This is a genomic window from Agromyces marinus, from assembly GCF_021442325.1.
In the GTDB taxonomy this organism is placed as follows: Bacteria; Actinomycetota; Actinomycetes; order Actinomycetales; family Microbacteriaceae; genus Agromyces; species Agromyces marinus.
In genome coordinates, this window is sequence record NZ_CP087879.1 from 2,799,961 (window position 1) to 2,822,836 (window position 22,876).

Consider the following 22,876-nt stretch of genomic DNA (forward strand, 5'->3'; position numbering starts at 1 on the left):
CCGACCCGGAGCCCCCACCCATGTCCCCTGAACCCGACGGTCGCGGCGTCAGGCGGCGCCGGCCGGTGCGGATCGCGCTCGCCGTGGCCGCCGCCATCGCGGTCGCCGTCGCCGTCTCCGCGTTCCACCAGCCGGTGCGCGAGCTCGACCCGTCCGCACGGAAGGCAGCGAGCGAGGTCGCGGGCACCGAGCGCATCGGCATCCGCACCTTCGAGGCGCCCGCAGGGCTGCGGGTCGACGCCGACCTCGAGTACGGCGTCGCGCCGGACGGGACGCTCCTCGCACTCGACGTGTGCCGCCCGGCGGTCACCCCGATCGGGGCGCAGCCCGCCGTCGTCTCCGTCCACGGGGGAAGCTGGGCTCGCGGCGACAAGGCCAACGACGACTGGCGGAACGTCTGCCTGTGGCTGGCGAGTGAGGGCTTCGTCGCGGCATCCGTCAACTACCGCCTCGTGCCCGACGCACTCCACCCGGCCCAGGTCGACGACGTCGCGGCGGCGATCGGGTGGCTGCGCGAGCCCGAGCAGCTCGAGCGGTTCGGAGTCGACCCGGCACGCATCGGGGTCTTCGGCGGTTCCGCGGGCGGGCACCTCGCCGCGCTCGTGGGGACGCTCGGCGAGGGGCCGCTGGACGCCGGATCGCGCGTGGCCGCGGTCGTCGAGCTGTCCGGACCGGTCGGCCTGGGCCTTCCCGAACTCGACGCCGACGGCGCCTCCGACTGGTTGCGGGGCATCGTCGGCGACTTCCTCGGCTGCGCCCCCGGCACGCCCGACGACGCGTGCCCGCAGGCGATCGAGGCCTCCCCGACCGCCTGGGTCGACCCGACCGACCCGCCGTTCCTCGTCGCCCACGCGGAATCCGAGATCATCCCCCTCGCCCAGTCGGAGCGGCTCGCGGCGACGCTGGCCGCGTCCGCGGTCGATGCCGAACTCGTGGTCGTGCCGGGCGGGCACCACTCGATCGGCATCCTCGACGCGCCGCTTCGGGAGCGGGTCGCCGCGTTCCTCCACGAGCACCTCGGCTGAGGCCCGGCTCCCGCGCAGCCTCCTCGCAGCGGGGATGCGCTTGCATTGAGGCATGGGCAGCGAACCGATCACCGTGTCGATCCGGCGCGAGGTCGACCCCGACCGGATCGCCGAGGCGACCGTGTGGGCGCAGACCGGCGTCAATCTCGCGAACCGCTACCCGGGCTTCCTCGGGTCGGGCTGGGTGCGGGCGGGCGAGGGCTCGGACGTCTGGCACATGCTGTACCGGTTCGCCGACGAGCAGACGCTCGACGCCTGGGAGCGTTCGCCCGAGCGCACGTGGTGGCTCGAGATGGGGCGCGGGTTCGTGCGCGCGGAGCGCGCGAAGCGCCGCACGGGGATCGAGGGCTGGTTCGACGACCCGGCCACGGGTTCGACGCCGACCGTGACGGATGCCTCGGGCTCGGCGCCCGTGCCGGCGGCTCCGCCGCGGTGGAAGCAGGCGGTCGCGATCTGGCTCGGGTTCTTCCCGGTGAACCTCGCGTTCTCGCTGCTCGTCGCGCTCCTGCCGTGGTGGGACGGCGTGCCGCTCGCCGCACGTGTGCTGGCCACGACGCTCGTGCTCACGCCGATCATGACCTACTGGGTGCTCCCCTGGGTCACGCGCATGCTCCGCGGCTGGCTCGCACCGAATCCCGGCTGAGCGCGCCGGGCTGAGCGCGCGGGTCAGAGTGCGCCGGTCAGCGTGCGCCGGTCAGCGCGCGCCGATCCGGCGCGACAGGGTCGACGCCGCATCCCGCACCGCATCGGTCGCCGCCTCGACGAGGTCGCTCGGCGATCCCTCGGCGAACGTCACGGCGATGGCGGCCGCGGGCCATCCGAGGTGGTCGAGCACGGGTGCCCCGACGGACGCGAGCCCGTCGGTGACCTCGCCGTGCTCGCCCGCGACGCCCGACGCCCGCGCTTCGGCGAGCACGGCCTTCAGGCGCGAGTAGCTCCACGCGGCTTCGGACGACGCCCGCTCGGCGAACGCGGCGCGATCGGGGTAGAGCGCGCGCAGTTGCGCGGGCGGCAGCGCCTGGAGCATCGCGCGACCGGACGCCGTGAGGTGGGCGGGCAGCCGCACGCCGACGTCCGAGACGAGCGACGGCCGGCGCGGGGCGCGCTCCTCGACGAGGTAGAGCACGTCGCGGCCGTGCAGCACCGCGAGGTGACCGGACTCGCCGAGCCGGTCGACGAGTGCGGCGACGAGCGGTCGGCCGAGCCGCGTGAGCGGCTGCTGGCGGCTGAACCCGCTCGAGAGCTCGAACGCGGCCACGCCGAGCCCGTACCTGCGCTCCTCCGGCAGGTGCACGACGAACCCGCGCTCCTGGAGCACCGCGAGCAGCTGGTACGTCGTCGAGCGGGGCAGCCCGAGCGCGCTCGCGATCGATGCAGCGGGGACGGGGCCGCGCTGGGACGCGAGGTGCGTGAGGATCCGCAGCGTCTGGTCGGCGGCCGGCACCTTGCTCGCCTCGCTCATGCACGCCCTCCGTCCGGCATCCCGGACGGAAGCGTACTCTCCCGAGTTCCGCCGCGGCCGGATGCGCGGTGGAATCGGAACATGAGCATGATCGCGCCCGCACGCACCGCGGCATCCGTCACCGTCGGCACCGGACCGCTCACGATCGACGATGTCGTCGCCGTCGCCCGCCACGACGCCCGCGTCGACCTGGACCCCGCCGCGCTCGAGGCGGTCGCCGCGAGCCGCGCGATCGTCGACGGGCTCGCCGCCGACCCCGAGCCCCACTACGGCATCTCCACCGGGTTCGGAGCGCTCGCGACGACGTTCATCGCCGAGGATCGCCGCGCGCAGCTCCAGGCGAGCCTGGTGCGTTCGCACGCCGCCGGGTCCGGCCCCGAGGTCGAGCGGGAGGTGGTGCGCGCGCTCATGCTGCTGCGCCTGTCGACGCTCATGACCGGGCGCACGGGCGTGCGCCGCGAAACCGCCGAGACGTACGCCGCGATCCTGAACGCCGGGATCACCCCGGTCGTCCGCGAGTACGGCTCGCTCGGCTGTTCGGGCGACCTCGCTCCGCTCGCGCACTGCGCGCTCGTCGCGATGGGCGAGGGAGAGGTGCGCGTGCGCGGCACCGATTCCGAAGCCGGCCACACCCCGGCGACGGATGCCGCTTCGGCCCTCGCCGCGGCCGGCATCGCGCCCCTCCACCTCGGCGAGAAGGAGGGCCTGGCCCTCATCAACGGCACCGACGGCATGCTCGGCATGCTCGCACTCGCCGTCCACGACCTCCGGATGCTGATGACCACGGCCGACGTCGCCGCGGCGATGAGCGTCGAAGGGCTCCTGGGCACCGACGCCGTCTTCGCAGCAGACCTGCACGCGCTCCGGCCGCAGCGCGGCCAGGCGGTGTCCGCGGCGAACCTGCGGAACCTGCTCTCCGGCTCCCCGATCGTCGCGAGCCACAAGGGGCCCGAGTGCACGCGCGTGCAGGACGCGTACTCGCTGCGCTGCGCGCCCCAGGTGCACGGCGCGGCCCGCGACACGCTCGCGCACGCGGCATCCGTCGCCGACGCCGAGCTGGCGAGCGCGGTCGACAACCCGGTCCTCACGCCCGACGGGCGCGTCGAGTCGAACGGCAACTTCCACGGCGCACCCGTCGCGTACGTCCTCGACTTCCTCGCGATCGCGGTGGCGGATGTCGCCTCGATGAGCGAGCGCCGCACCGACCGGTTCCTCGACCAGGCGCGCAACCACGGCCTGCCGCCGTTCCTGGCGCACGAGGTGGGCGTCGATTCGGGGCTCATGATCGCGCAGTACACCGCCGCCGGGATCGTCTCGGAGCTCAAGCGCCTCGCGGCGCCCGCGTCGGTCGACTCGATCCCGTCGTCGGCCATGCAGGAGGATCACGTGTCGATGGGCTGGGCGGCTGCGCGCAAGCTCCGCCGCGCCCTCGATGGCCTGACGCGCGTCCTCGCGATCGAGGTCATGACGTCCGCGCGGGGCCTGGCCCTCAGGGCCCCGCTGGAAGCCGGCCCGGCCACCGGTGCGGTCGCGCGGCACGTCGCCGATTCCGGCGCGGTCCCGGGCCCGGACCGGTTCCTCTCGCCCGAGATCGAGGCGCTCGTGGAGTCCGTGCGCTCGGGCAGGATCGCCGCGCTCGCTTCGGAGAGCGCGACGCTCTCCTGAGCGGTCGGGCGCGCTGCGCCCCGAACGGGGGGCGGTGAATCCGCGCCGGAGGTTGTGCGCGCGCGCCACGGGCGGGCAGACTTGGGGAGTGCCGGCGCCGCTGCCGGCAACAGGAAGCCCTATGTTCCAAAGTCGAGACGCAGACGAGCGAGACCCGTTCCGAGCGAGACCCGCCCGGAGGTGCTCCTTCGCGCTCGCGATGTTCGCGGGAGCGTTGCTCCTGAGCGTCTCGTCGATCGCTCCGGCGACGGCGTCAGAGGTCGACACGACGACGGTCGCGACCGAAGCGGATGGCACGACCTCCGGGCCCACCGACCCGACATCCACTCCCGATCCTCCGGCGCCGGACCCGACTCCCGAGCCCCCTCCGACGACCGAGCCCAGCCCGGAACCGACGCCGGAACCGACGCCGACGCCCGAGCCGACACCGACGCCGACGCCCACGCCGACACCGACACCGACACCGACACCCACGCCGACCCCCACGCCCACGCCCACGCCCACGCCGACGCCCACGCCGACGCCCACACCGACACCGGCTCCCGCACCCACCCCGGCACCCACGCCAGGTGTCACCGCGCCATTCGTCCTCGTCGGCGACGGACCGGTCGCCCGGATCGTGAGCACCCCGAGCAGTGGCGCCGGCACCGGCTCGTCGGCGATGTCGGGCCTGCGCATCAAGCTCCAGCGTGCGATGGCCGAGCTCCGGACGGCCGAGTCGGCGCTGCAGTCCGCGCGGTCGACGAAGGCCGTCGCTCGCGAGGTCGCCGAGCGCCTCGACGAGCGCGCAGCCGACTCCCGCCGCATCGCGGAGACCGCGGCGAGCGTCTACCTCGATGCCGTCGAGGGCGACGGCGCGGCCTTGAATTCGCTCGGTGCCGCCCTCGGCTCGGGCCACGACCTGCTCGCGGGCCTCGCCGGCATGGACCGCGTCCAGAGGCTCACGGGCGACTCCGAACGGCTCCGCACGATCGCCGAACGCCGTGCCGCCGACGCCGACGCCGCCGATGAGCGCGCCGACGCCGCCTGGGCGGCCGTCGACGCGATCCCGATCGAACGGTTCGAGAACGATGTCGTGAAGGCCAAGGGCGCGGTGACCGCCGCCCGTGCCTCACTCAACGGCGCGCAGACGCGACTCGCGTCCGAAGACCTCATCGCGTTCGAGAACATCCCGACCGACGCCGGTCAGCTGAGCGATCAGGGCTGGGCTGGGCCGGTGTTCGGGTCGGTCACCGACGGATTCGGGCCGCGCCCGGACAAGCCGCTTCCGGGCGTGAACGAGTTCCACCGCGGAACCGACCTCGCGGCCCAGTGCGGCACCGGCGTCTTCGCGGCCACCGACGGCAGGGTCGTGGCGGCCGGACCGAACGGCTCGTACGGCAACTGGATCCTCATCGACCACGGCGACGGCGTCTCGACCGGGTACGCGCACCTGCGCGACGGCGGCGTCCTCGTCGACGTCGGCCAGTCGGTCGCCGCGGGCGAACTCATCGGGGCCATCGGCAGCACGGGCGCGTCGACCGGCTGCCACCTGCACTTCGAGGTCCGCCTCGATGGTGCCGCGACCGACGCGATGCCGTTCATGGCGGCGCGCGGCGTCGACCTCGGGTAGCCGCGGCGACACGAGCACCCTGCGGGGCGCGTCCGGGATCCCGGACGCCGGGCCTGTGGCATCCGTTGTCGCATGCATCGGAAGGGTGTGGGATCGGAGTATGACCACCGCCGCATCCACCCGGGCCGACGCCGTCGCCGGCCCCCGCACCGTCCGCGCCGCGCACGGCACCGAGCTCTCCGCGAAGAGCTGGCAGACCGAGGCGCCGCTGCGCATGCTCATGAACAACCTCGACCCCGAGGTCGCCGAACGTCCGGAGGACCTCATCGTCTACGGCGGCACCGGCAAGGCCGCCCGCAACTGGGAGGCGTTCGACGCGATCACCCGCACCCTCCGCGAGCTCGAACCCGACGAGACCCTGCTCGTGCAGTCCGGCAAGCCGGTCGGCGTGTTCCGCACGCACGAGTGGGCGCCGCGCGTGCTCATCGCGAACTCGAACCTCGTCGGCGACTGGGCCACGTGGCCGGAGTTCCGTCGCCTCGAGCAGCTGGGGCTGACGATGTACGGCCAGATGACCGCCGGGTCGTGGATCTACATCGGCACGCAGGGCATCCTGCAGGGCACGTACGAGACCTTCGGCGCAGTCGCCCGGTCGCTCGCGGCCAAGCGTGGCCTGAGCGAAGCGGATGCCGCGCGCGCGAGCCTCGCCGGAACCCTCACGCTCACCGCGGGCTGCGGCGGCATGGGCGGCGCACAGCCCCTCGCCGTGACGCTGAACGGCGGCGCCGTGCTCATCGTCGATGTCGACGAGACGCGCCTCGCCCGCCGCGTCGAGCACGGCTACCTCGACGAGGTCGCGCCCTCGCTCGACACCGCGGTCGAGCGCGTGCTCGCCGCGAAGGCCGACGGCCGCGCGCTGAGCGTCGGCGTCGTCGGCAACGCGGCATCCGTCTTCCCCGAGCTGCTCGAGCGCGGCGTCGCGATCGACATCGTGACCGACCAGACGAGCGCCCACGACCCGCTGTCGTACCTTCCGGAGGGGGTGTCGGTCGCCGAGTGGCACGCCCTCGCGACATCCGACCCCGACGAGTTCACGGAGCGGTCACGGAGGTCGATGGCCAGGCACGTCGAGGCCATGGTCGGCTTCCAGGCGCGTGGCGCCGAGGTGTTCGACTACGGCAACTCGATCCGCCGCGAGGCCGAGCTCGGCGGCTACGAGCACGCGTTCGACTTCCCCGGCTTCGTGCCCGCCTACATCCGGCCGCTCTTCGCCGAGGGCAAGGGGCCGTTCCGCTGGGCGGCGCTCTCGGGCGACCCGGCCGACATCGCCGCGACCGACCGCGCGATCCTCGAGCTCTTCCCCGACGACGCGCACCTGCGCCGCTGGATCGAGCAGGCCGGCGAGAAGGTGCACTTCGAGGGGCTGCCCGCGCGCATCTGCTGGCTCGGCTATCAGGAGCGCCACCTCGCGGGCCTGAAGTTCAACGAGATGGTCGCCTCCGGCGAGCTCTCCGCGCCCGTCGTCATCGGCCGCGACCACCTCGACTCGGGCTCGGTCGCCTCGCCCTACCGCGAGACCGAGTCGATGGCCGACGGTTCCGACGCGATCGCCGACTGGCCGCTGCTGAACGCGCTGCTGAACACCGCGTCGGGCGCGACCTGGGTGTCGATCCACCACGGCGGCGGCGTCGGCATCGGCCGTTCCATCCACGCCGGCCAGGTCGTGGTCGCCGACGGCACCGACCTCGCGGCCGAGAAGATCGCGCGGGTGCTCGTCAACGACCCCGGCACGGGTGTGATGCGCCACGTCGACGCCGGATACGACCGGGCCGTCGAGGTCGCTCGCGAACGCGGACTGAACGTGCCCATGATGGACGCATGACGGACAACGGTGCGGTGCGGCGGATGCTTCTGACGAACATCGGGGAGCTCGTCACCAACGACCCGGGCGACGACCGGGAGGGCGACGAGCTCGGCATCGTACGCGACGCGGCCGTCCTCATCGAGGACGGCCGCGTCGCGTGGGTCGGCCCGGCGGTCCATGCCCCCTCCGGCGCTGCTGCCACCGCCGGCGACGCCGCGCGACACGAGCGCGAGGACCGCCGCGAGGGCGAGGAGCACCGCGCCGCGTGGGACGCCGATGTCGAGATCGTCGATCTCGGCGGGCGGGCCGTGATCCCCGGCTTCGTCGACAGCCACACGCACCTGGTGTTCGGCGGGGACCGGGCCGACGAGTTCGCGGCACGTATGGCCGGACGCGCATACGAGGCCGGCGGCATCCGCTCGACCGTCTCGGCGACGCGCGGGGCGACCGACGACGAACTGCGCGCCCGGCTCGCGGGCTTCCTCGCCGAGCTGCGCCGGCAGGGCACGACGACCTTCGAGGTCAAGACCGGCTACGGGCTGAGCGTGACCGACGAGGCCAGGCTGGCACGGCTCGCGGCGGAGGTCACCGACGAGGTCACATTCCTCGGCGCGCATGTGGTGCCCTTCGAGTTCCGCGAGCCCGACGGCCCGGGCGCCGACGCGTACGTCGACCTCGTCGTCGGCGAGATGCTGGCGGCGTGCGCGCCGCACTCGCGCTGGGTCGACGCGTTCTGCGAGCGCGGCGCGTTCACCGCCGAGCAGTCGCGCCGGGTGCTCGAGGCGGGCCGCGCCGTGGGACTCGGCGTGCGTGTGCACGGCAACCAGCTCGGCGAGGGGCCGGGAGTCCGGCTGGCCGTCGAGCTCGACGCGGCATCCGTCGACCACTGCACCTACCTGTCCGACGAGGATGTCGCGGCCCTCGCCGGCTCTTCCACCGTCGCGACGCTCCTGCCCGGCGTCGAGTTCTCGACCCGGCAGCCCTACCCCGACGCGCGACGCCTGATCGACGCGGGCGTCACCGTCGCCCTCGCGAGCGACTGCAACCCCGGGTCGAGCTTCACGAGTTCGATGCCGTTCTGCATCGCGGTCGCGGTGCGCGAGATGGGCATGACGCCCGCCGAGGCGGTGTGGGCGTCGACCGCGGGCGGCGCCGCCGCGCTCAGGCGAACGGATGTCGGTGCGCTCCGCGTCGGCGCACGCGCCGACTTCGCGGTGCTCGACGCACCGAGCCATGTGCACGTGGCCTACCGGCCGGGCGTCCCGCTCATCGCGGAGACGTGGAAGGACGGCGTCCGCGTGGCGTGAGCCGCGGCATCCGCTACTCGTCGTCGCTCGTCAGTCGTCGTCGCTCGTGCGAAGCCTCCGCCGGGCGGAGAGCAAGGTGAGCTCGGGCCGCGCCGCGACGAGCCGTTCGGCGCGGTCGAGCACGTCGGTCGCGTGACCGGCATCCGCTGCGACCACGCCCAGGCCGATGACGGCGCGCCGATGCAGGTCGTGCTCGCCGACTTCGGCGACGGATGCCTCGGTGACCCGTCTCAGCTCCGCGAGCACCGGGCGCAGCACACCCCGTTTCTGTTTCAGGGAATGCACGTCGCCGAGGAGCAGGTCGAACTCGATCCACCCGATCCACATGGGGCAAGCCTCGCACGCGGGCGTGCCCCCGGCGAAGTCAGTCGTCGGGCGGGCGGCGCAGGCGCTTGACGTCGGTGCGCCGCTTCTTCGCCTCCAGCCGCCGTTCCCGGGCACCGCGACCCGGCTTCGTCGGGCGTCGCGTCGGCGACGGCGGTTGCAGCGCGTCGGCCACCACGTCGGCGAGCCGCGCACGAGCAGCTTCCCGGTTGCGCAGCTGCGAGCGGTGCTCGTAGGCCGTGATCGTGAGCACCCCGTCGACCAGGCGGGGGCCCAGTCGTGCGAGGAGTCGCTCGCGCTGCACCGGGGAGAGGGCTGCGGAGCCGGCCGCATCCCACACGAGTTCGGCCCGGGAGTCGGCGGTGTTCACGCCCTGCCCGCCGGGCCCGGAGGACCGCGAGAACCGCCAGGTCAGCTCGGACTCGGGAATCGTGAGCGCCGAGCCGACCCGAAGGCCGGGACGATGGACCGCAGGCATGGATCCATCATCCTCGCTCGCGCGCCCCACGAGGCCCGATCGTCGGGCCCTGATCGAAACCGACTCGCGCCCGCGAACACCGGCCGTCACCGCATCGCCGGATGCCTCGTCGACGCGTCGCAGTTGACGCACCCTCATTGCGAATCTCATCGGGCGGGTCATCTGCGAATTCGCCCAACTGTGGTCCCGCGCGGCTTGTTTCGGTGCCTGAGGTCAAGTGCACGGATCTTCCCGAAGTCGCCTGCACTCGTGAGCAGAACGCGATCGCTGGTGCGTCGCCGACCGACCGGCTACCGGGCGGGGAGCGACCGCTCGTGCCGGCCCCTCGCCACGACCGTCGGATTCGGATCGACCGATGTGGTCAACTATCCAGGTGAGGGTCTGTCAGATTAACGGTGGATCTGGTCTGGCGCATTAGTTGATTCGGCCTTCGAATGCGATCGCGAAGGCGTTCAGTGCGGGCTTCCACCTGGTGATCCAGCGTGCCCTGCCCTTGCCCGTCGGGTCAAGCGACCGGGTGACGAGGTAGAGACACTTCAGCGCGGCGGCGTCGTTCGGGAAGTGCCCGCGCGCTCGGACGGCTCGCCGGTAGCGGGCGTTGAGCGACTCGATCGCGTTCGTCGTGCAGATCACCTTGCGGATCTCGAGGTCCCAGTCCAGGAACGGGATGAACTCGGTCCACGCGTTGCGCCAGAGCTTGCCGATCGCGGGGTACCGGTCCCACTTCTGCTCGAACTCCTCGAACCTCGCCCACGCCGCGTCCACTGTCGAGGCGGTGTACACCGGACGCAGGTCGCGGGCGAGCTCCTCCCAGTGCGCCCGCGACGCGTACCGGAACGTGTTGCGGATCAGATGGATCACGCACGTCTGCACGGTCGCTTCGGTCCAGCACGTCGTGATCGATTCCGGCAGGCCCTTCAGCCCGTCGCACACCACGATGCCGACGTCCTCGGCACCCCGGTTCTTGATCTCGGTCAGCACACCGAGCCAGAACTTCGCACCCTCGCCGCCGCCGTCAGCGCCGGCCCAGATCCCGAGGATGTCACGCTCCCCGTTCACACTGACGCCGATCGCGATGTAGAACGGCTTGTTCCGCACCTGCCCGTCCCGGACCTTCACGACCAGCGCATCGATGAAGACCACCGGGTAGAACCGATCCAGCGGCCGGTTGGACCACTCCGTCATCTCCTCGATCACCTTGTCCGTGATCTTCGAGATCGTGTCCTTCGACACCGACGCGCCGTACACGTCGGCGAAGTGCGCGGCGACCTCACCCGTCGTCAGACCGCGTGCGGTCAACGAGAGCACGATCTCATCGATCCCGTCCAGCCGGCGCTGACGCTTACGCACGATCGCCGGCGTGAACGACCCGTCGCGATCCCGGGGTACCTCGATCTGGACCGGACCGACCTCGGTCAGCACCGTCTTCGACCTCGTGCCGTTGCGTGCGTTCTCACCCGAGCCGGACCCGTGCTTCTCGTACCCGAGGTGCTCGGTCATCTCCGCCTCGAGCGCGGTCTCCAGCACTGTCTTCGTCAACCCGGCCAACAGCCCGTCCGGGCCGACCAGGCTCACGCCCTGCTCCCTCGCCTGCGCGAGCAACTGCTCCGCGATTTCCTGCTGATCGATGATCTCTCCCGTCACGGGATCGATCATCTCGCTTGTCTGACTCACTGCCTCACCTTTCGGTCAGGCCAGAACCCAGATCCACCGTTTCTCTGACAGTCCCGGCCACTGAGCCGAGCGCGCCGAGGTCGCTATAGGCGCGGACGGTGACGGAGGACCGTGCGTTTGCGATCGACTTCACCGGCCCGCCCAGAGGAGCGACGGATTGGGTGGTGCATGTGCTGAAGGTGAGCTTCGAACCGGTCAGGTTGCTTCCCGAGTAGACGCAGTGCGTGCCTGTAACGCAGCTGCCGATCGCGCGCGTGGTCGGGGCGTCGGGATCGACGACGGTCAGGATGACTTGTCCGTCTTCCCAGCTCACTTCGTTGGGCGCGGTTTGGACGCCGTCCGGGTAGTCGGCCATGACTTGGTCGATGCGCGCCTGAACATCTGACTCGGAGGCCGTCGCGGACTGAGCGGGTGGGATGGTCAACGCCGCAGCGAAGACCAACGCTGCGACGATTCGGGTTGCGTGCAGGGGAGAGCCTTTCATTCCCAGGCTGTGTAGCTGACGACCGCGGGGGCCTGGATGTCCGTGCGGTCGTTTCCCACATAGGTGGTCTCGGAGGAGAGGATGCCCAGTCCGGTGTCGGAGATGATGATCCGTTCGACGTACTCGCCGGGGGCTCGGCTGTCGGTGGTGAAGGAGATCCCGGTCCGTTCGAGCCGATCGGCCACACGTCCTTCGACCTCGAGGTCGGGCAGGGTGGCGAGGAACTCGAGTACCGCCCGGGTCTGCGCTCCGGTCAGCGCACGCTCACCGAGCAGGTCATGTACGAGGTTCAGGTAGTCCCCGGTGGTCGGATCGGGCACACCCGAGCCGGCCTGGAGGAACTCGGGGTAGGCGGCAGCATCCGTCGGGGGTTCGGCAAACACGTACGGGAACTCCCCGGGCGGGAAGTCCTGCTCCCAAATCAGCTCCCCGACCTGGTACCCATCGACTCGGATCTTGTTGCCGTCCGAGTCGTAGGGTTCGCCGCGGCGCACCTCGATCCGGGAGCCCTCCGGCCGGTGCTCGACGACGCGGACCTCGGGTTCGACGGCAACCGACTCGACCACCCCTTCGTCCCCGATGGTCAGGGCGAGGGCCCAGGACTGGAACCGGATCGACTCGGCCGCCGGGGTGTCGGGCAGTTCCTCGCTGAGCCGCATGAGCAGATCCTTCGACGTTCCCTCAACCGGGGTGACCGTGAGCAGCGGCGGCGTCGCGGTGGCATAGACCGGCGCCGGCCGCGCCGTGAGCATCCCCACCGCGACGGTCAGGAGCACCGCGAGTGCTGCGGCGACGGAGAGGTAGATCGGTGACCGCCGCGGCCGCTGCGGCTGCACACGGCCCGTCATGATCTCCTGCATGGTCGATGCTGCCGCCGGGGTGAGCGGGTCGCCGCGGCGGGGCAGGGCCGGGCGGGCCTGCTCGAGGCGCTTGGTCAGTTCGAACTCGTCCATGACACCTCCTCCGGGTTCGTTGCGTCCTCGCTGAGGGCGTCCTGCAGTTTCTTCCGGGCCCGATGCAACCGAACCCGCAACGTCGCCGGGGTGCAGCCGAGGATCCGGGCGATCTCCTCCCGGGACAGGTCCTCCCAGTACGCCATCCAGATCAACTCCCGATCCGCCGGCCCCAACCGGTTCACCGCCGCCCGCACATCCAACACCGCATCCGTAGCCGCATCCACCGGGGTGGGGTGATGTCGGCCCGCTCGTTCGACGCGCCTGTGGTGTCGGGTGCGGCTCCGGTAGTGGTTGCCCACGACGTTGCGGAGGGTGATGTACAACCATTCGATCGTGAACACGTGGTCGGCCGCGTCCCGCCGCCGCCATGCCTGGGCGAACACCTCCGCGGCCGCGTCCTGGGCGTCGGACAGGTCGTTCAACCGGTTGAACGCCGCCGCCACGATCACCGGATGATACGTACGGAACAGCTCCTGGAACGCGCCGTCAACCATGTCGACCCGACGTCGACACGGCTGCGGAGATCACCCTCACATTCTCAACTGTTTCCGCACGCCCGCCGAACGTTACCGGCCAGCGGGGTCAGCGTTGTTGGAAGTAGCGGACGAGGTGGGTTTCCCGAACGGCGGCCGTGGTGAGGGCGGTGGTGAGCAGCCATGCGGCGGATGCGGCGATGACGATGCGGGCGCCGGCGAGCCATGCCGCTGCCGGTGGGTCTGGGTTGTGCCAGGTCGCGGTGAAGGCCAGTGCGGTGAGCGTGAGCACGCATGCGGGGATCAGCCAGATCGCGACTTCGGCGAGGGCGATGCCGATCAGTGACGCACGCGAGACCCCGACGTGGCGGGCGGATGCGAGTTCGAGGCGGCGCAGCCGCACGCCGACGAAGGCGAGGGCCGCGGCGATGAGCGCTGCGGCGATCGTGAGGGCGGTGTTGGGCAGCGCGGTGAACGTTTCGCGGGGGTCGAGGGTGCGTCCGAGTGTTGGGTTCCATTGCGCGGCTTCCGCTGTTCCGCCGGGAGTCGCGATGACGGTGCCCATGATCTCGAGCGGGTTGTCGTTGGGGGGCCAGAAGCGCACCCAACACGCATCGAATGGTTCGCCGTCGGCGGTGACGCCGATCGCCGCGCCGCTCAGGGTGGAGTCCCGGCCGTCATCGGGGTGGTCGAACGTGGCTGCGATCGCCGTCGATGCCTCCTGCCCGACGAGGAACGAGCTGCTCGGGGCGTCGCCGAGGCCGAGCGATTCAGCGAGTTCGGCATCTACGAACAGACCTGCCGCGCGGTTGCGGAGATCGAGCAGGCGCGCCATCCCCTGCGTGGCGTCGTAGTACGGCGTAGGAAGGTCTGGCAGCAGGGCGAACCTCAGGGGCGAACCCGTGCGGGTGGCTCCGGCAGCGTCGACACCGTCGACCTGTGCGAGCGCGTCGCATGCCTGACCGTCGATGTCGTCGGGCGCGTCGATGCGGAACACCGACGCGCCGGAGTCGCGGAACGCGACGGCATCCGCCGTGACATCCACGACCCCACGGCTGGCCACACTGCCGAGGCAGACCGCGATGGCGAGGAACGCGAACGTGGACACCAGTCCGTGGCTCGCTCCGGACCCGAAGTTGTGGGCGGCTTCCCGCCACACCTCACGCAACCTCACGCCCGCACCTCTTCCTTCCGATCCGGCCGGCTGGGGGCGCGGCGGGCGCTACCGTGAGCAGGTCGACGACGCTCGAGCACACGGTGACGACGCGGGTGTCGTGCGTGGCGACGAAGATGAGCACCCCGTGATGTTGCAGTCCGGCCAGCGCGTCGCACACCTCGGCGGCGGCCGTCGCGTCCAGTTGCGCGGTGGGTTCGTCGACGAGCAGCAGGTCCGGCTTCGAGGCGAGCGCACGAGCGAGCAGCATCCGCTGACGCTCACCGCCGGACAGCATCCGGTACGGCCGGTCCGCGGCGTGCTCCAGCTTCAGCAACCCGAGATACTCACGCGCGATCCGGGTCGCGTCGGATCTCGTCGACCCGCGAGCGACCAGCGGAAGGCTGACGTGATCCACAGCGGTACGGCCCGGCACCCCGTACGGGTTCTGCGGGACGAGCGCGAGCCGCTGCACACCTGTGGTCTCGAGGACGCCGTGGGTCGGTTCCAGCCAGCCGCCGAGGATGGACAGCAGGGTCGACTTGCCGGACCCGGATGGGCCGGTCAGCGCGATCAACTCACCACCGGCCGCCTCGAAACTCAACCCCTCGTACAGGGTCGCGGCACCGGGGTGGGCGAAGGCGAGATCAACAGCCCTCACCCGCACGAAGCTGTCACTTTCGCAGCCGGAACGATGACGCGATCCACCGGGCGCTCGGGCACCGCGAAGACGGTGCCGAGCTCGCTGGCGAGGACCTCGACCGCCACCGTCTGCTCGCCGCCGAGGACCACGCAACCGGTCCTGGCATCGCTGACCACCACCGCCGAAGGCGGTATCCCGATCGCGGCGATCGGCTCAGCCAGACGAACCAGGACAGCCACCCCACCAACCGGATCCTTCACCCACTCGGCGAACGCGGTCGTCGCGGCCACCGCGCTCATCAGCGCCGGATCGGTCACCCGCCGATCCGCCCCGATCGGCACGACGACCTCGCCAGCCACCGCCACATAGGACCGCCCCGGCAGCTCACCCTCCGCGCCCGGAAGCGACAACCCGACCAGCGTCCCGCCGGCGACCAGCACCGGACTGCCAGAGCCGATGGCCAGGCCCACACCCACCTCGCACGATGCGACCGCTCCCACGCCGGCCGGAACCCACTGCACCCGATCCAGAGCGATTCGCCCGGTCGGTTCCACACGTGCCGCGTCCTGCATCGCCTCGACCGCGGCGACGGTATCCCACCCGTACCTGCCTGAAACGCTCAGCTCATTGCCCTGCTCGACCAGCGCCCGCTGCAACCCCTCGACATCCGCGCCTTCCATCCCGAAGCCCAGATCCCGCCAGAGCGGCACATCCGTCACGACCGCGATGCGAACCACACCATCCACGCTGAGCAGATGATCACCGGCCTTCACCACCGCACCCGGCGCGCACGACGAGGCCGTGACCATGCCGCCGGGACCGCTGAGCACCACCGACACCTCACGCGACAACTCCGGCACGGCCGCGACCGTGTGCGCATCATCGAACACCCGCTCGGTCACCGGCACCGCACGGGGCCCCTCCACCCCCTCCGCGGACGGCGGCAGCAGCGGCGGCAGCAACAACGCCCCGACCAGCCCACCGACCGCGAGGGCAAGAACTGTGAGGAGGACCCCCCACCTCAGACCCCTGCTCACAGTGCCAGCGGGTTGCTCGAGCACTGCTGCACGCGGGGGTCATCCATCGCAACCCCTCCCGGAAGCGTCGGCAGATCCGACGGCGGCACCGTCGCCTCCCCAGCCGCCGCACCGTCCGCCGCATTGAACTGGGCTGCGAACGCGTTCACGAAGCGATCCCAATCCTCCTTGGTGAAAGCGTCATCGACCACACCCTGCTGCCGCAGACACTCCACGATCAACGCACTGAAATCCTCATTGTCAGGATTCACCTGAAGCTGGTAGTAGAGCGGCTCGATCACGTACGTGGTCTCATCAGAGCACCGCCGCTCCGCCGCGACCTGCTCCGCGTTGGCCGGTCCGGGCGAGAAGTCGTACTGCCCGTTCGGCTGTGCCACAACATACATCCCCGCGTCCGCGACACAGTCGACATACCGCTGCCGAACCTCACGGAACTCCGCATCCGTGATCTGATCGTCGCTGAGCACCTCACGTTGAAAATCCGTCACCGCGTTCCGGCGCGCCTGCTCGAACTCGGCTGCATACGGTCCGCTTCCGTTACCGGATGTCTCCGGCGAGCATGCTGTTAGCCCGGCGATCAGCAGGAGCGCGCCGACAGCACCAGCAACACGTCCAGCGCGGCCAGCCACACGTACGGCGCGCCTACCCACTGACGCCATGATCAGCGCGACTCGATGACGTTCGATTTGTGGTAACGGCCGCTCGGAAGGTAGACGGTAGAAGTGAGCGCGGTCGTGCCGATCCACGGACCATACGACGCGTCGACCGGCGAGTTGGAGCTATCGGTGTAGTACCAGTTCTTGCGCGCCCGGATCGTCGAACCGTTGGTGCAGTTCGACGACACCTTGGCGGAGGCCTGAGCGGCTGTGTTCACCGAGAGGTATGCCCCAGAGCACACCGCCTGCGCTGGGGCAGCAACTACAACGCTCCCCATCATCGCGAGCGCCACGGCCACGACCGTTCCAAATCCGGCGCGCTTGCGCTTGGTCATCAACGTCATCTCTCACTCCTGTCGTTTCGTGCGATCGATCAGGGCCTCAGCGGTGAGGCCCGTGTCGGAGCCCTTGGCGGCTCACTCTGGTTGTTGCCAGACACCGCCGCGGTGTTACACGAAGCTGGCAGCCGGGACAGGATCGGCTCGCTGGGCCTGAATCGGACCGTCATGCCGGTCCTGAATGAAGTTGACATCGCCAAGAAGCGTCGCGAGCAATCACGCGCCCCAACGCCCGTGCCTGCGGCGCCTCGGTGATCGCAATGAGGGATCCTTCGGCGAGCAGGGCGACCGGTCATCGTACGGTGTCGTGTCGGGCTGACGAGGCGTGAGGCGCGTTCGCTTGGAAGCGGTCAGTACCACAGGCATTCATCCGTGTCTCGCGGCTCGAGATTCGAACGACTCCGGACGAGCTCGAAGCATCGGGGGTCGTCGGTGCCTCCGCCGATGCCGAATGCGATGGTCATCTCACCGTTTCGGCCGGTCGCCAAGAGCTGACCGCCGCGACAGTCACCCGACGTCGCGGTCAGATAGATGCTCTGCGTCTCTGCGTAGAGGGTCCAGCTCCCGGCGCAGCCGGCCGTCTCGGTCGACTTCGACCGAGGCCCATGACCGTCGATGATCCGCTTCGGCATGTCAGCCATCTCGAACGTGCCGTCCGCCTTCAGAACGAGCCGGCCCGATCCGTGCACCCAAGTCCCGACGACATCAGCGGGCTCTTCCGCGTGCGGATACACCGCGAAGAATCCGGTGCATCCGACGGTGCCGAACATCACCGAGAGGCAGAGCAACGTGAGGACGACGTTGCGCCCTCGCGATCTCGACCTCATGCGGCCAGGCGGGTAGCAGGACTGCTCCAGACCACCGGCACATCGCGCATGACGAGTACGTGGTCGAACTCTGCGGCGCCTGGAGGAAGTGCGTCGAAGAAGCTGGACTCGACGCGCGTCGCGTGACCCGGCTGCACGCGCCAGTCGTCCGTGTCGAGTCGAAGGGCTTCGAGTTCGCCGCCACGGGTCGGGGACCAGCCGATGGCGTCCTTTCGGAAGAAGTCGGAAGCCTCGGCCAGGTCGGCGAATAACGAGCTTTCGAACTGTTCGGCCGGAACGACGTCGACGTCGACGTCGACCCGCAGGTCGACCGCGTCGACGGTCACATGCAGGTTGTCGTCGGACTCGACTGACGTGACCCGGGCGTGCTCGTGCACGCCGGGGAAGACCCGGCCGCCGGCGAGCTGGGCGAGCCGTGACGCGCTGTGCCGACGCGGGATGAACACCCCGGTCCGGACACCGTCGGGGCCATCCCATTCGACAGCTACTCGGTGCGCGGCGCTTTCGCTTCGGTGGCCCACCTTGGGGGCGAACCACGCCGGCCGGAAGTCGCCTAGCCGGATCAGGCAGACGCCCGCGACCGCGCTTCCGTCGACGAGTTGAGGGCGAAGCCCGCCGGGCAACGTGGGTGCGATCGCGTCCGGCTCGACCCGGTAGTTCACGAGCAGACGGCGCTCGATCGTGGCTGCCATGCGTGGAATGGTGATGGTCACGACCGGATTCTAGGACCACGCGGGGTTCGCACTAGTGGATCGGCAACCGGGCGGGCCCGTGCCCTCTGAGAGCGCAGCGGCCGTCCAGTTAGGCTCGCCCCATGGCGTCCTTCGATCTGCAGACCGATCTCGGTCAAGACCCCGCATATCGACTGCTGGCCAATTCGCCCGTCACGCTCTTCCATAGGGCCGACCGGATGGCATCGACGCTTGAGGAGCTGAGGAAGCTCCGCTATCAAGTGCTGGAGTTCGACGCCACGACTTGGAGTCAGCTCGCGGCAATGCACGATCAGCTCGCGGCTGGGTTTGAGTTCCCGGACTACTACGGACGGAACTTCGATGCACTCGCCGACTGCCTGAGGGACGTCGTCGAGCACGACTACGGGTGGGACCCGAAGGCGACTGGACTTGTCGTCGTACTCGATCGATACGACGCCTTCGTGGAGGCCGACCCCGGATCGGCACAACTTCTCCTTGAGATCATGGCTGATACGTCGCGAGGCGCCGCATTACTCGGCGGCCGCTTGATTTGCCTCGTGCAGTCCGATGACCGCGAAATCGCGATTGCGCCGGTCGGCGCGACCGTTGTGCCGTGGCACGATGCGGAGCATTGACCTGATCGACGGCGGTCGCAGCGTGGTCAACTCCAGTGCACCCGCACTGCGCAAGCGGATCCGCATCCGGACTTCGCACGACTAGGCGTCACCGGGGCTCTGAGTAGGTGTACGAGAATGGTGCCGATGAACTTCTGGCTGCTCGCGCTTGGCGCTGTGTGGGTTGGCGTCGGCGTCTTCGTTCTCATCGACCGGGAACGAGTGTTGCGCTGGAGTCAGAAGCACCTTCGGCGGAGTGTCGGAGAAGTTGGTGAGTCTGTCGCCGCTGCCGGGAAACCTGACCACATGACGGGGCCCGGCATTGGAGCGATCGTCATCGGCGCGCTCGTAATCCTGCAAGGTCTGAACATTCTCTAACGCCACGCGATCAACTGTCCGTCTATGGATCCCCGGTTGGCGGCCTACGGCAGAAGATCGAGCATCTGCGGTAGTGCCTTCATCGCGTGGATCACGAGTTCGTTCCCGCTGTCGAAGACCAACACGACCGTCTCGAGCAGTCGACCTCGGGCGTCGAATCCGAGTCGGAGCTGCCGGGCGGGCGAGTCGTCGTAGAGGTCTTCGATCCAGGTCGGCCATGAAGCGGCTTGCGTCGCATCCTCGGGGCTGATGCCGTGCTTGAGTGCCGAATCGTGAACCTTCACGCGGCGTACGCGGCCAGCGCGTCCCTGATGAGCTCAGACCGTGTCTTGTGCTCGCGGGCAGCGCGGGCATCCAGCGCTGCGAGTTCGTCACTGGTCAACCGCAGAGCAACCACCTGCGATGGCTCAGCACCACGCCCTGGCCGGCCGCGACCGCGCTTCTTCAGGGCTACTACGTCATAGCCGGCTTCGGCTTCAGCGACCCACTCGGAGATCTGCTCTTCGGTGACGGGCACGCCTTTGATCGTCTCCCGCTTGCTCATGGCAATAGTGTAATACGAAATACCTGCGAGAGTAGTCGCCAGTCCCGCTGAGGGATCGTCCGTGCATCGGATTCGAGAGCCTTGCGGTTTCGCTCCTCGCGGGGCAGCGCGAGATCCGCTGAACTGGTGCAATGCGATCCGTTGAGCCGATCCCGGGCAACCCATGGCCGCACGAGATGACCATCACGGTCGAGGATCGGCCGATGCAGGTCCTCGAGTTGCTGTGGCTGCGCGAGGCCCATGCATTGCATCCGCGGGGTGACGACCTGCCTCCGCCTCTCGTGGCGACTCCCGCGCCTGCGGCGGCCGTTGCGGATGACGTGACCCGGGCGGAGTGGGAGGGTGCGTGGGCGGGAGTCTGGCGGGAGGTCGTCGAGCATGCGGGCCGCGAGCACGATCTTCGTCTCTTCGAACGCATCCGCGCCACAGCCGATGGATCACCAGAGCGGGAGTCGCTCCTTCGCGAATTGGTCGGACCGAGCTGGAGCGATCGGTTCGATGCGAGCGTGTTCCAGGATCCCTCGTACCTCGAGTGGGAGCGAAGCGGGATGGACGCTCTGCGCGCAACGAATCGGGGTGCGCTCGAGGACGATCCCGAGCGGCGAGACCTCGAGGCGCTCGTCCTGGCCTGGCGTAGAGGGCTGACCAAGATCGTGACGATCCCGTGCCGAGGTGAGTGGAACCGAAGGATCGGCCCCAACGCTTTGCTGGTCACAGCCGACACGCGCGCCGACAGCGACGCCTACCGGCTCGCCCTGACGTCGTTCGCGTGACCCTGCGCCGCGGATGGCTCAGTCAGGGATCGCCGCAGAGCGACAGAGGTCGGAACCCAGGAAGTCCAGTATCGTGGGTGATATGGACGTTTTGAACGTTTTGGGCGATAATCGAGACATGAGTACTCCAGTTCCCAGCCCGTCCCGTGAGCCACGCGTGGTCGCTCCGCCGGACGACCTGCAGGAGATGCTCAACCTTGCGCGGCTGCTCGAAAGCCACTCCGCCCCCGCGATGCTGCTCGGGCCTGACGGCGAGCAGATCCCCTTGCCTCTCGAGGTCTACGAGGTACTGCGGCAGGTCGTGAATGCAATGGGTAACGGTGCGTCCGTCAGTGTCGAGCCGATCGACCGTCAATTGACGACCCAGCAGGCGGCGAACTTGCTGGGCGTGAGCCGGAACACCTTGGTCCGGCTGCTCGACGAGCATGAGCTGCCCTTCGAACGCCTCGGGGCCTCCCGGCATCGGCGTCTTCGTCTGCAGGACGTGCTTGCGTACCGTGAGCGGAAGCGGATCGATCGTCGCAGTCGTCTTGATGAGCTGACCCGCCAGGCGAGCGAGGACGGCATGTACGACGTCGACGCCGGGGCGTACCGGAACGCCCTCGCCGAAGCGAGGAAGTCGTAGGCGGTGGCGCTGTTCACGGCGTTTCTCGATGCTTGCGTGCTGGTTCCGATCGCGCCGTGCGACACGATGCTGCGGATGGCCGACTCCGGCGCGTTCCGGCCGTTGTGGTCACGACGGGTCGTTGATGAGGCGCTGCGTGCACTTGAGCGCATCCATCCCGACATTGACCCAAGCAGGTTCCAGAGCCGCTTTCGCTCGATGGATGAGGCCTTCGACGATGCTCTCGTCGAAGGGTGGGAAGCACTCGAGGGAGGGATCGAGCTTCCGGACCCTGACGATCGCCACGTTGTTGCCGCAGCGATTTGGGGTCGTGCTGATGTGATCGTCACCGAGAACGTCAGCGACTTCCCCGAGGCTGCGCTGCGGCACTTCGGCCTGGCCGCCATCCGGCTGGATGACTTCCTGCTGGATCAGTTCGACCTCGGACCGTCCGCCACGTGCCAGGTCATCACTGAGCAAGCAGCGGCGATGACACATCCCCCCGTCGCTGCGGAGGTGCTGTTGGCGAGACTGGCCTGCAGCGGGGCTCCGAAGTTCGCGGAAGCCGTCAGCGAGATGCTGGCTGACAACGACCTGGGGTAGACGACTTACGCCCGCACACCGACTCACGCCGGCCCGGTCTCCGTGGTCGCACGCGGCGCACTCCGCACTAGCCGATCCGCTTGCGGCTGTCCGGTCGACGACCTTCCGTGGGCGCTGCGGTTCCGCGCGGGCGCGGTCGCCCACCTCAATAGTGGTCGCGGGCTTGCAGGATGACGATGTGGTCGTCCGTGACGTAGTAGACGAGCCGATTCGTCTCGTCGATGCGGCGAGACCACGCACCCGAAAGGATGTGCTTGAGCGGCTCCGGCTTCCCGATGCCGGCGAACGGGTCACGGAGCACGTCGGCGATCAGGACGTTGATCCGTCTGAGCGTCTTGCGGTCTTGCGTCTGCCAGTAGACGTAGTCCTCCCAGCCGTTCTGATCGAACGCGAGCGCGCGGGTCACGCTTCGAGGAGGTCGTGCTGCTCGAACTCGCCGCGACGCGCCCGCTCGATCGCGTCGAGGAGCCGCTCGGCGTTGGCAGGGTTGCGCAGCAAGTGAGCGGTCTCCGTGATCGCGTCGTAGTCGTCCTTCGACATGATCACGGCGTTGCCGTGTCGAGAGACGACCTCGACTGCGGTGTGATCGTCGTTGACCTGCTGGATCAGGCCGAACAGGCTCTTGCGCGCCTCGGTCGCGGTGATTGCCGACATGTTCACCTCTTCGAATTTGTGGTACGGAATAGTGTACCACTCGGGATGGCTGTCACCTCGCCGAGGGACCCGGCTTGCGGGCATTAGAGCTACGGA

The 22,876-nt window shown here is 69.6% G+C and carries 29 protein-coding genes; 11 read left to right on the forward strand and 18 right to left on the reverse strand.

The genetic code is table 11. From position 1 onward, the window contains the following. Positions 1-20 precede the first annotated feature (20 nt). Positions 21-1,025 carry an alpha/beta hydrolase gene (locus DSM26151_RS13060; protein WP_234659953.1) on the forward strand — a complete coding sequence of 335 codons (1,005 nt, stop codon included), beginning with the start codon at positions 21-23 and terminating at the stop codon, positions 1,023-1,025. Between the two features lie 52 nt (positions 1,026-1,077). Next, positions 1,078-1,668 carry an antibiotic biosynthesis monooxygenase gene (locus DSM26151_RS13065; RefSeq protein WP_234659954.1) on the forward strand — a complete coding sequence of 197 codons (591 nt, stop codon included), beginning with the start codon at positions 1,078-1,080 and terminating at the stop codon, positions 1,666-1,668. Between the two features lie 51 nt (positions 1,669-1,719). Here the strand turns inward: DSM26151_RS13065 and DSM26151_RS13070 are convergent, their stop codons facing one another. Next, on the reverse strand, positions 1,720-2,487 hold the full coding sequence (locus DSM26151_RS13070) for an IclR family transcriptional regulator (RefSeq protein WP_234659955.1): 768 nt from the start codon (positions 2,485-2,487) through the stop codon (positions 1,720-1,722). A gap of 81 nt (positions 2,488-2,568) precedes the next feature. Here DSM26151_RS13070 and hutH point away from each other — a divergent pair, with 81 nt between their 5' ends. From hutH to hutI, 4 genes are all read left to right on the forward strand, one after another. Continuing rightward, positions 2,569-4,152, forward strand: coding sequence for a histidine ammonia-lyase (hutH, locus tag DSM26151_RS13075; protein ID WP_234659956.1), 1,584 nt, complete (start codon positions 2,569-2,571; stop codon positions 4,150-4,152). A 619-nt stretch (positions 4,153-4,771) separates the two neighbouring features. Further along, complete coding sequence (locus DSM26151_RS13080) at positions 4,772-5,764, forward strand: M23 family metallopeptidase (protein ID WP_234659957.1); 993 nt, start codon at positions 4,772-4,774, stop codon at positions 5,762-5,764. 100 nt (positions 5,765-5,864) lie between these two features. Further along, entirely contained in the window at positions 5,865-7,586 is a 1,722-nt protein-coding gene (hutU, locus tag DSM26151_RS13085) for a urocanate hydratase (RefSeq protein WP_234659958.1), read from the forward strand. Next, the gene (hutI, locus tag DSM26151_RS13090) at positions 7,583-8,875 is read left to right on the forward strand and encodes an imidazolonepropionase (RefSeq protein WP_234659959.1); all 1,293 of its coding nucleotides are present in this window, start codon (positions 7,583-7,585) and stop codon (positions 8,873-8,875) included. Before hutU ends, hutI begins: the two co-directional genes overlap by 4 nt. Before the next feature lie 30 nt (positions 8,876-8,905). On the opposite strand, the gene DSM26151_RS13095 is transcribed toward hutI, so the two are convergent. The 13 genes from DSM26151_RS13095 to DSM26151_RS13155 form a co-directional block, all read right to left on the reverse strand. After that, on the reverse strand, positions 8,906-9,202 hold the full coding sequence (locus tag DSM26151_RS13095) for a DUF503 domain-containing protein (protein WP_234659960.1): 297 nt from the start codon (positions 9,200-9,202) through the stop codon (positions 8,906-8,908). A 37-nt stretch (positions 9,203-9,239) separates the two neighbouring features. Continuing rightward, complete coding sequence (gene arfB / locus DSM26151_RS13100; RefSeq protein ID WP_234659961.1) at positions 9,240-9,677, reverse strand: alternative ribosome rescue aminoacyl-tRNA hydrolase ArfB; 438 nt, start codon at positions 9,675-9,677, stop codon at positions 9,240-9,242. A 414-nt stretch (positions 9,678-10,091) separates the two neighbouring features. Further along, positions 10,092-11,333, reverse strand: coding sequence for an IS256 family transposase (locus DSM26151_RS13105; protein ID WP_234659962.1), 1,242 nt, complete (start codon positions 11,331-11,333; stop codon positions 10,092-10,094). Between the two features lie 22 nt (positions 11,334-11,355). Continuing rightward, a complete protein-coding gene (locus DSM26151_RS13110; RefSeq protein WP_234659963.1) occupies positions 11,356-11,706 on the reverse strand; it encodes a peptidase inhibitor family I36 protein in 351 nt (116 codons plus the stop codon). Positions 11,707-11,831: 125 nt separating this feature from the next. After that, positions 11,832-12,788, reverse strand: coding sequence for a hypothetical protein (locus DSM26151_RS13115; RefSeq protein WP_234659964.1), 957 nt, complete (start codon positions 12,786-12,788; stop codon positions 11,832-11,834). Next, entirely contained in the window at positions 12,770-13,285 is a 516-nt protein-coding gene (locus tag DSM26151_RS13120) for an RNA polymerase sigma factor (RefSeq protein WP_234659965.1), read from the reverse strand. Before DSM26151_RS13120 ends, DSM26151_RS13115 begins: the two co-directional genes overlap by 19 nt. 88 nt (positions 13,286-13,373) lie before the next feature. After that, positions 13,374-14,438, reverse strand: a complete 1,065-nt coding sequence (locus tag DSM26151_RS13125; RefSeq protein ID WP_234659966.1) for a hypothetical protein — start codon at positions 14,436-14,438, stop codon at positions 13,374-13,376. After that, positions 14,425-15,078: an ATP-binding cassette domain-containing protein gene (locus DSM26151_RS13130; RefSeq protein ID WP_234659967.1), complete on the reverse strand. Its 654-nt coding sequence runs from the start codon at positions 15,076-15,078 to the stop codon at positions 14,425-14,427. The genes DSM26151_RS13125 and DSM26151_RS13130 overlap by 14 nt, the downstream gene beginning before the upstream one ends. Then, complete coding sequence (locus DSM26151_RS13135) at positions 15,075-15,968, reverse strand: peptidoglycan-binding domain-containing protein (RefSeq protein WP_234659968.1); 894 nt, start codon at positions 15,966-15,968, stop codon at positions 15,075-15,077. Before DSM26151_RS13135 ends, DSM26151_RS13130 begins: the two co-directional genes overlap by 4 nt. A 125-nt stretch (positions 15,969-16,093) precedes the next feature. Beyond that, complete coding sequence (locus DSM26151_RS13140; protein WP_234659969.1) at positions 16,094-16,726, reverse strand: hypothetical protein; 633 nt, start codon at positions 16,724-16,726, stop codon at positions 16,094-16,096. 32 nt (positions 16,727-16,758) lie between these two features. Then, entirely contained in the window at positions 16,759-17,097 is a 339-nt protein-coding gene (locus tag DSM26151_RS13145) for a hypothetical protein (protein ID WP_234659970.1), read from the reverse strand. Positions 17,098-17,441: 344 nt separating this feature from the next. Continuing rightward, positions 17,442-17,861 (reverse strand): hypothetical protein, encoded by a 420-nt coding sequence (locus DSM26151_RS13150; protein ID WP_234659971.1) that lies wholly within the window; start codon positions 17,859-17,861, stop codon positions 17,442-17,444. A gap of 53 nt (positions 17,862-17,914) precedes the next feature. Then, complete coding sequence (locus tag DSM26151_RS13155) at positions 17,915-18,631, reverse strand: DUF2071 domain-containing protein (protein WP_234659972.1); 717 nt, start codon at positions 18,629-18,631, stop codon at positions 17,915-17,917. Between the two features lie 101 nt (positions 18,632-18,732). Here DSM26151_RS13155 and DSM26151_RS13160 point away from each other — a divergent pair, with 101 nt between their 5' ends. Both DSM26151_RS13160 and DSM26151_RS13165 read left to right on the forward strand, forming a co-directional pair. Then, positions 18,733-19,245: a barstar family protein gene (locus tag DSM26151_RS13160; protein WP_234659973.1), complete on the forward strand. Its 513-nt coding sequence runs from the start codon at positions 18,733-18,735 to the stop codon at positions 19,243-19,245. Positions 19,246-19,371: 126 nt separating this feature from the next. After that, a complete protein-coding gene (locus DSM26151_RS13165; RefSeq protein WP_234659974.1) occupies positions 19,372-19,602 on the forward strand; it encodes a hypothetical protein in 231 nt (76 codons plus the stop codon). A 44-nt stretch (positions 19,603-19,646) separates the two neighbouring features. On the opposite strand, the gene DSM26151_RS13170 is transcribed toward DSM26151_RS13165, so the two are convergent. Beyond that, complete coding sequence (locus DSM26151_RS13170) at positions 19,647-19,886, reverse strand: BrnT family toxin (RefSeq protein WP_234659975.1); 240 nt, start codon at positions 19,884-19,886, stop codon at positions 19,647-19,649. Continuing rightward, positions 19,883-20,146 (reverse strand): ribbon-helix-helix protein, CopG family, encoded by a 264-nt coding sequence (locus tag DSM26151_RS13175; RefSeq protein ID WP_234659976.1) that lies wholly within the window; start codon positions 20,144-20,146, stop codon positions 19,883-19,885. The genes DSM26151_RS13170 and DSM26151_RS13175 overlap by 4 nt, the downstream gene beginning before the upstream one ends. Before the next feature lie 203 nt (positions 20,147-20,349). Here DSM26151_RS13175 and DSM26151_RS13180 point away from each other — a divergent pair, with 203 nt between their 5' ends. The 3 genes from DSM26151_RS13180 (at position 20,350) to DSM26151_RS13190 (ending at position 22,126) form a co-directional block, all read left to right on the forward strand. Continuing rightward, on the forward strand, positions 20,350-20,919 hold the full coding sequence (locus DSM26151_RS13180) for a hypothetical protein (RefSeq protein WP_234659977.1): 570 nt from the start codon (positions 20,350-20,352) through the stop codon (positions 20,917-20,919). Positions 20,920-21,001: 82 nt separating this feature from the next. After that, positions 21,002-21,544 carry a helix-turn-helix domain-containing protein gene (locus tag DSM26151_RS13185; protein WP_234659978.1) on the forward strand — a complete coding sequence of 181 codons (543 nt, stop codon included), beginning with the start codon at positions 21,002-21,004 and terminating at the stop codon, positions 21,542-21,544. A gap of 3 nt (positions 21,545-21,547) precedes the next feature. Beyond that, complete coding sequence (locus DSM26151_RS13190) at positions 21,548-22,126, forward strand: PIN domain-containing protein (protein WP_234659979.1); 579 nt, start codon at positions 21,548-21,550, stop codon at positions 22,124-22,126. A gap of 145 nt (positions 22,127-22,271) precedes the next feature. Here DSM26151_RS13190 and DSM26151_RS13195 read toward each other — a convergent pair whose 3' ends face one another. Together DSM26151_RS13195 and DSM26151_RS13200 are read right to left on the reverse strand one after the other, a co-directional pair. Then, on the reverse strand, positions 22,272-22,532 hold the full coding sequence (locus tag DSM26151_RS13195; RefSeq protein ID WP_234659980.1) for a Txe/YoeB family addiction module toxin: 261 nt from the start codon (positions 22,530-22,532) through the stop codon (positions 22,272-22,274). Beyond that, positions 22,529-22,780 carry a type II toxin-antitoxin system Phd/YefM family antitoxin gene (locus DSM26151_RS13200; protein ID WP_234659981.1) on the reverse strand — a complete coding sequence of 84 codons (252 nt, stop codon included), beginning with the start codon at positions 22,778-22,780 and terminating at the stop codon, positions 22,529-22,531. The genes DSM26151_RS13195 and DSM26151_RS13200 overlap by 4 nt, the downstream gene beginning before the upstream one ends. Between the last annotated feature and the right edge of the window lie 96 nt (positions 22,781-22,876).

Excerpts from the sequence above, each read along its gene's own strand:
- DSM26151_RS13060 (WP_234659953.1), top strand. The coding sequence starts at position 21 with ATGTCCCCTGAACCCGACGGTCGCGGCGTCAGGCGGCGCCGGCCGGTG.
- DSM26151_RS13065 (WP_234659954.1), top strand. The coding sequence starts at position 1,078 with ATGGGCAGCGAACCGATCACCGTGTCGATCCGGCGCGAGGTCGACCCC.
- DSM26151_RS13070 (WP_234659955.1), bottom strand. The coding sequence starts at position 2,487 with ATGAGCGAGGCGAGCAAGGTGCCGGCCGCCGACCAGACGCTGCGGATC.
- hutH (WP_234659956.1), top strand. The coding sequence starts at position 2,569 with ATGAGCATGATCGCGCCCGCACGCACCGCGGCATCCGTCACCGTCGGC.
- hutU (WP_234659958.1), top strand. The coding sequence starts at position 5,865 with ATGACCACCGCCGCATCCACCCGGGCCGACGCCGTCGCCGGCCCCCGC.
- hutI (WP_234659959.1), top strand. The coding sequence starts at position 7,583 with ATGACGGACAACGGTGCGGTGCGGCGGATGCTTCTGACGAACATCGGG.
- DSM26151_RS13095 (WP_234659960.1), bottom strand. The coding sequence starts at position 9,202 with ATGTGGATCGGGTGGATCGAGTTCGACCTGCTCCTCGGCGACGTGCAT.
- arfB (WP_234659961.1), bottom strand. The coding sequence starts at position 9,677 with ATGCCTGCGGTCCATCGTCCCGGCCTTCGGGTCGGCTCGGCGCTCACG.
- DSM26151_RS13105 (WP_234659962.1), bottom strand. The coding sequence starts at position 11,333 with ATGATCGATCCCGTGACGGGAGAGATCATCGATCAGCAGGAAATCGCG.
- DSM26151_RS13110 (WP_234659963.1), bottom strand. The coding sequence starts at position 11,706 with ATGGCCGACTACCCGGACGGCGTCCAAACCGCGCCCAACGAAGTGAGC.
- DSM26151_RS13115 (WP_234659964.1), bottom strand. The coding sequence starts at position 12,788 with ATGGACGAGTTCGAACTGACCAAGCGCCTCGAGCAGGCCCGCCCGGCC.
- DSM26151_RS13120 (WP_234659965.1), bottom strand. The coding sequence starts at position 13,285 with ATGGTTGACGGCGCGTTCCAGGAGCTGTTCCGTACGTATCATCCGGTG.
- DSM26151_RS13145 (WP_234659970.1), bottom strand. The coding sequence starts at position 17,097 with ATGACGTTGATGACCAAGCGCAAGCGCGCCGGATTTGGAACGGTCGTG.
- DSM26151_RS13150 (WP_234659971.1), bottom strand. The coding sequence starts at position 17,861 with ATGTTCGGCACCGTCGGATGCACCGGATTCTTCGCGGTGTATCCGCAC.
- DSM26151_RS13160 (WP_234659973.1), top strand. The coding sequence starts at position 18,733 with ATGGCGTCCTTCGATCTGCAGACCGATCTCGGTCAAGACCCCGCATAT.
- DSM26151_RS13165 (WP_234659974.1), top strand. The coding sequence starts at position 19,372 with ATGAACTTCTGGCTGCTCGCGCTTGGCGCTGTGTGGGTTGGCGTCGGC.
- DSM26151_RS13175 (WP_234659976.1), bottom strand. The coding sequence starts at position 20,146 with ATGAGCAAGCGGGAGACGATCAAAGGCGTGCCCGTCACCGAAGAGCAG.
- DSM26151_RS13180 (WP_234659977.1), top strand. The coding sequence starts at position 20,350 with ATGCAGGTCCTCGAGTTGCTGTGGCTGCGCGAGGCCCATGCATTGCAT.
- DSM26151_RS13185 (WP_234659978.1), top strand. The coding sequence starts at position 21,002 with ATGGACGTTTTGAACGTTTTGGGCGATAATCGAGACATGAGTACTCCA.
- DSM26151_RS13200 (WP_234659981.1), bottom strand. The coding sequence starts at position 22,780 with ATGTCGGCAATCACCGCGACCGAGGCGCGCAAGAGCCTGTTCGGCCTG.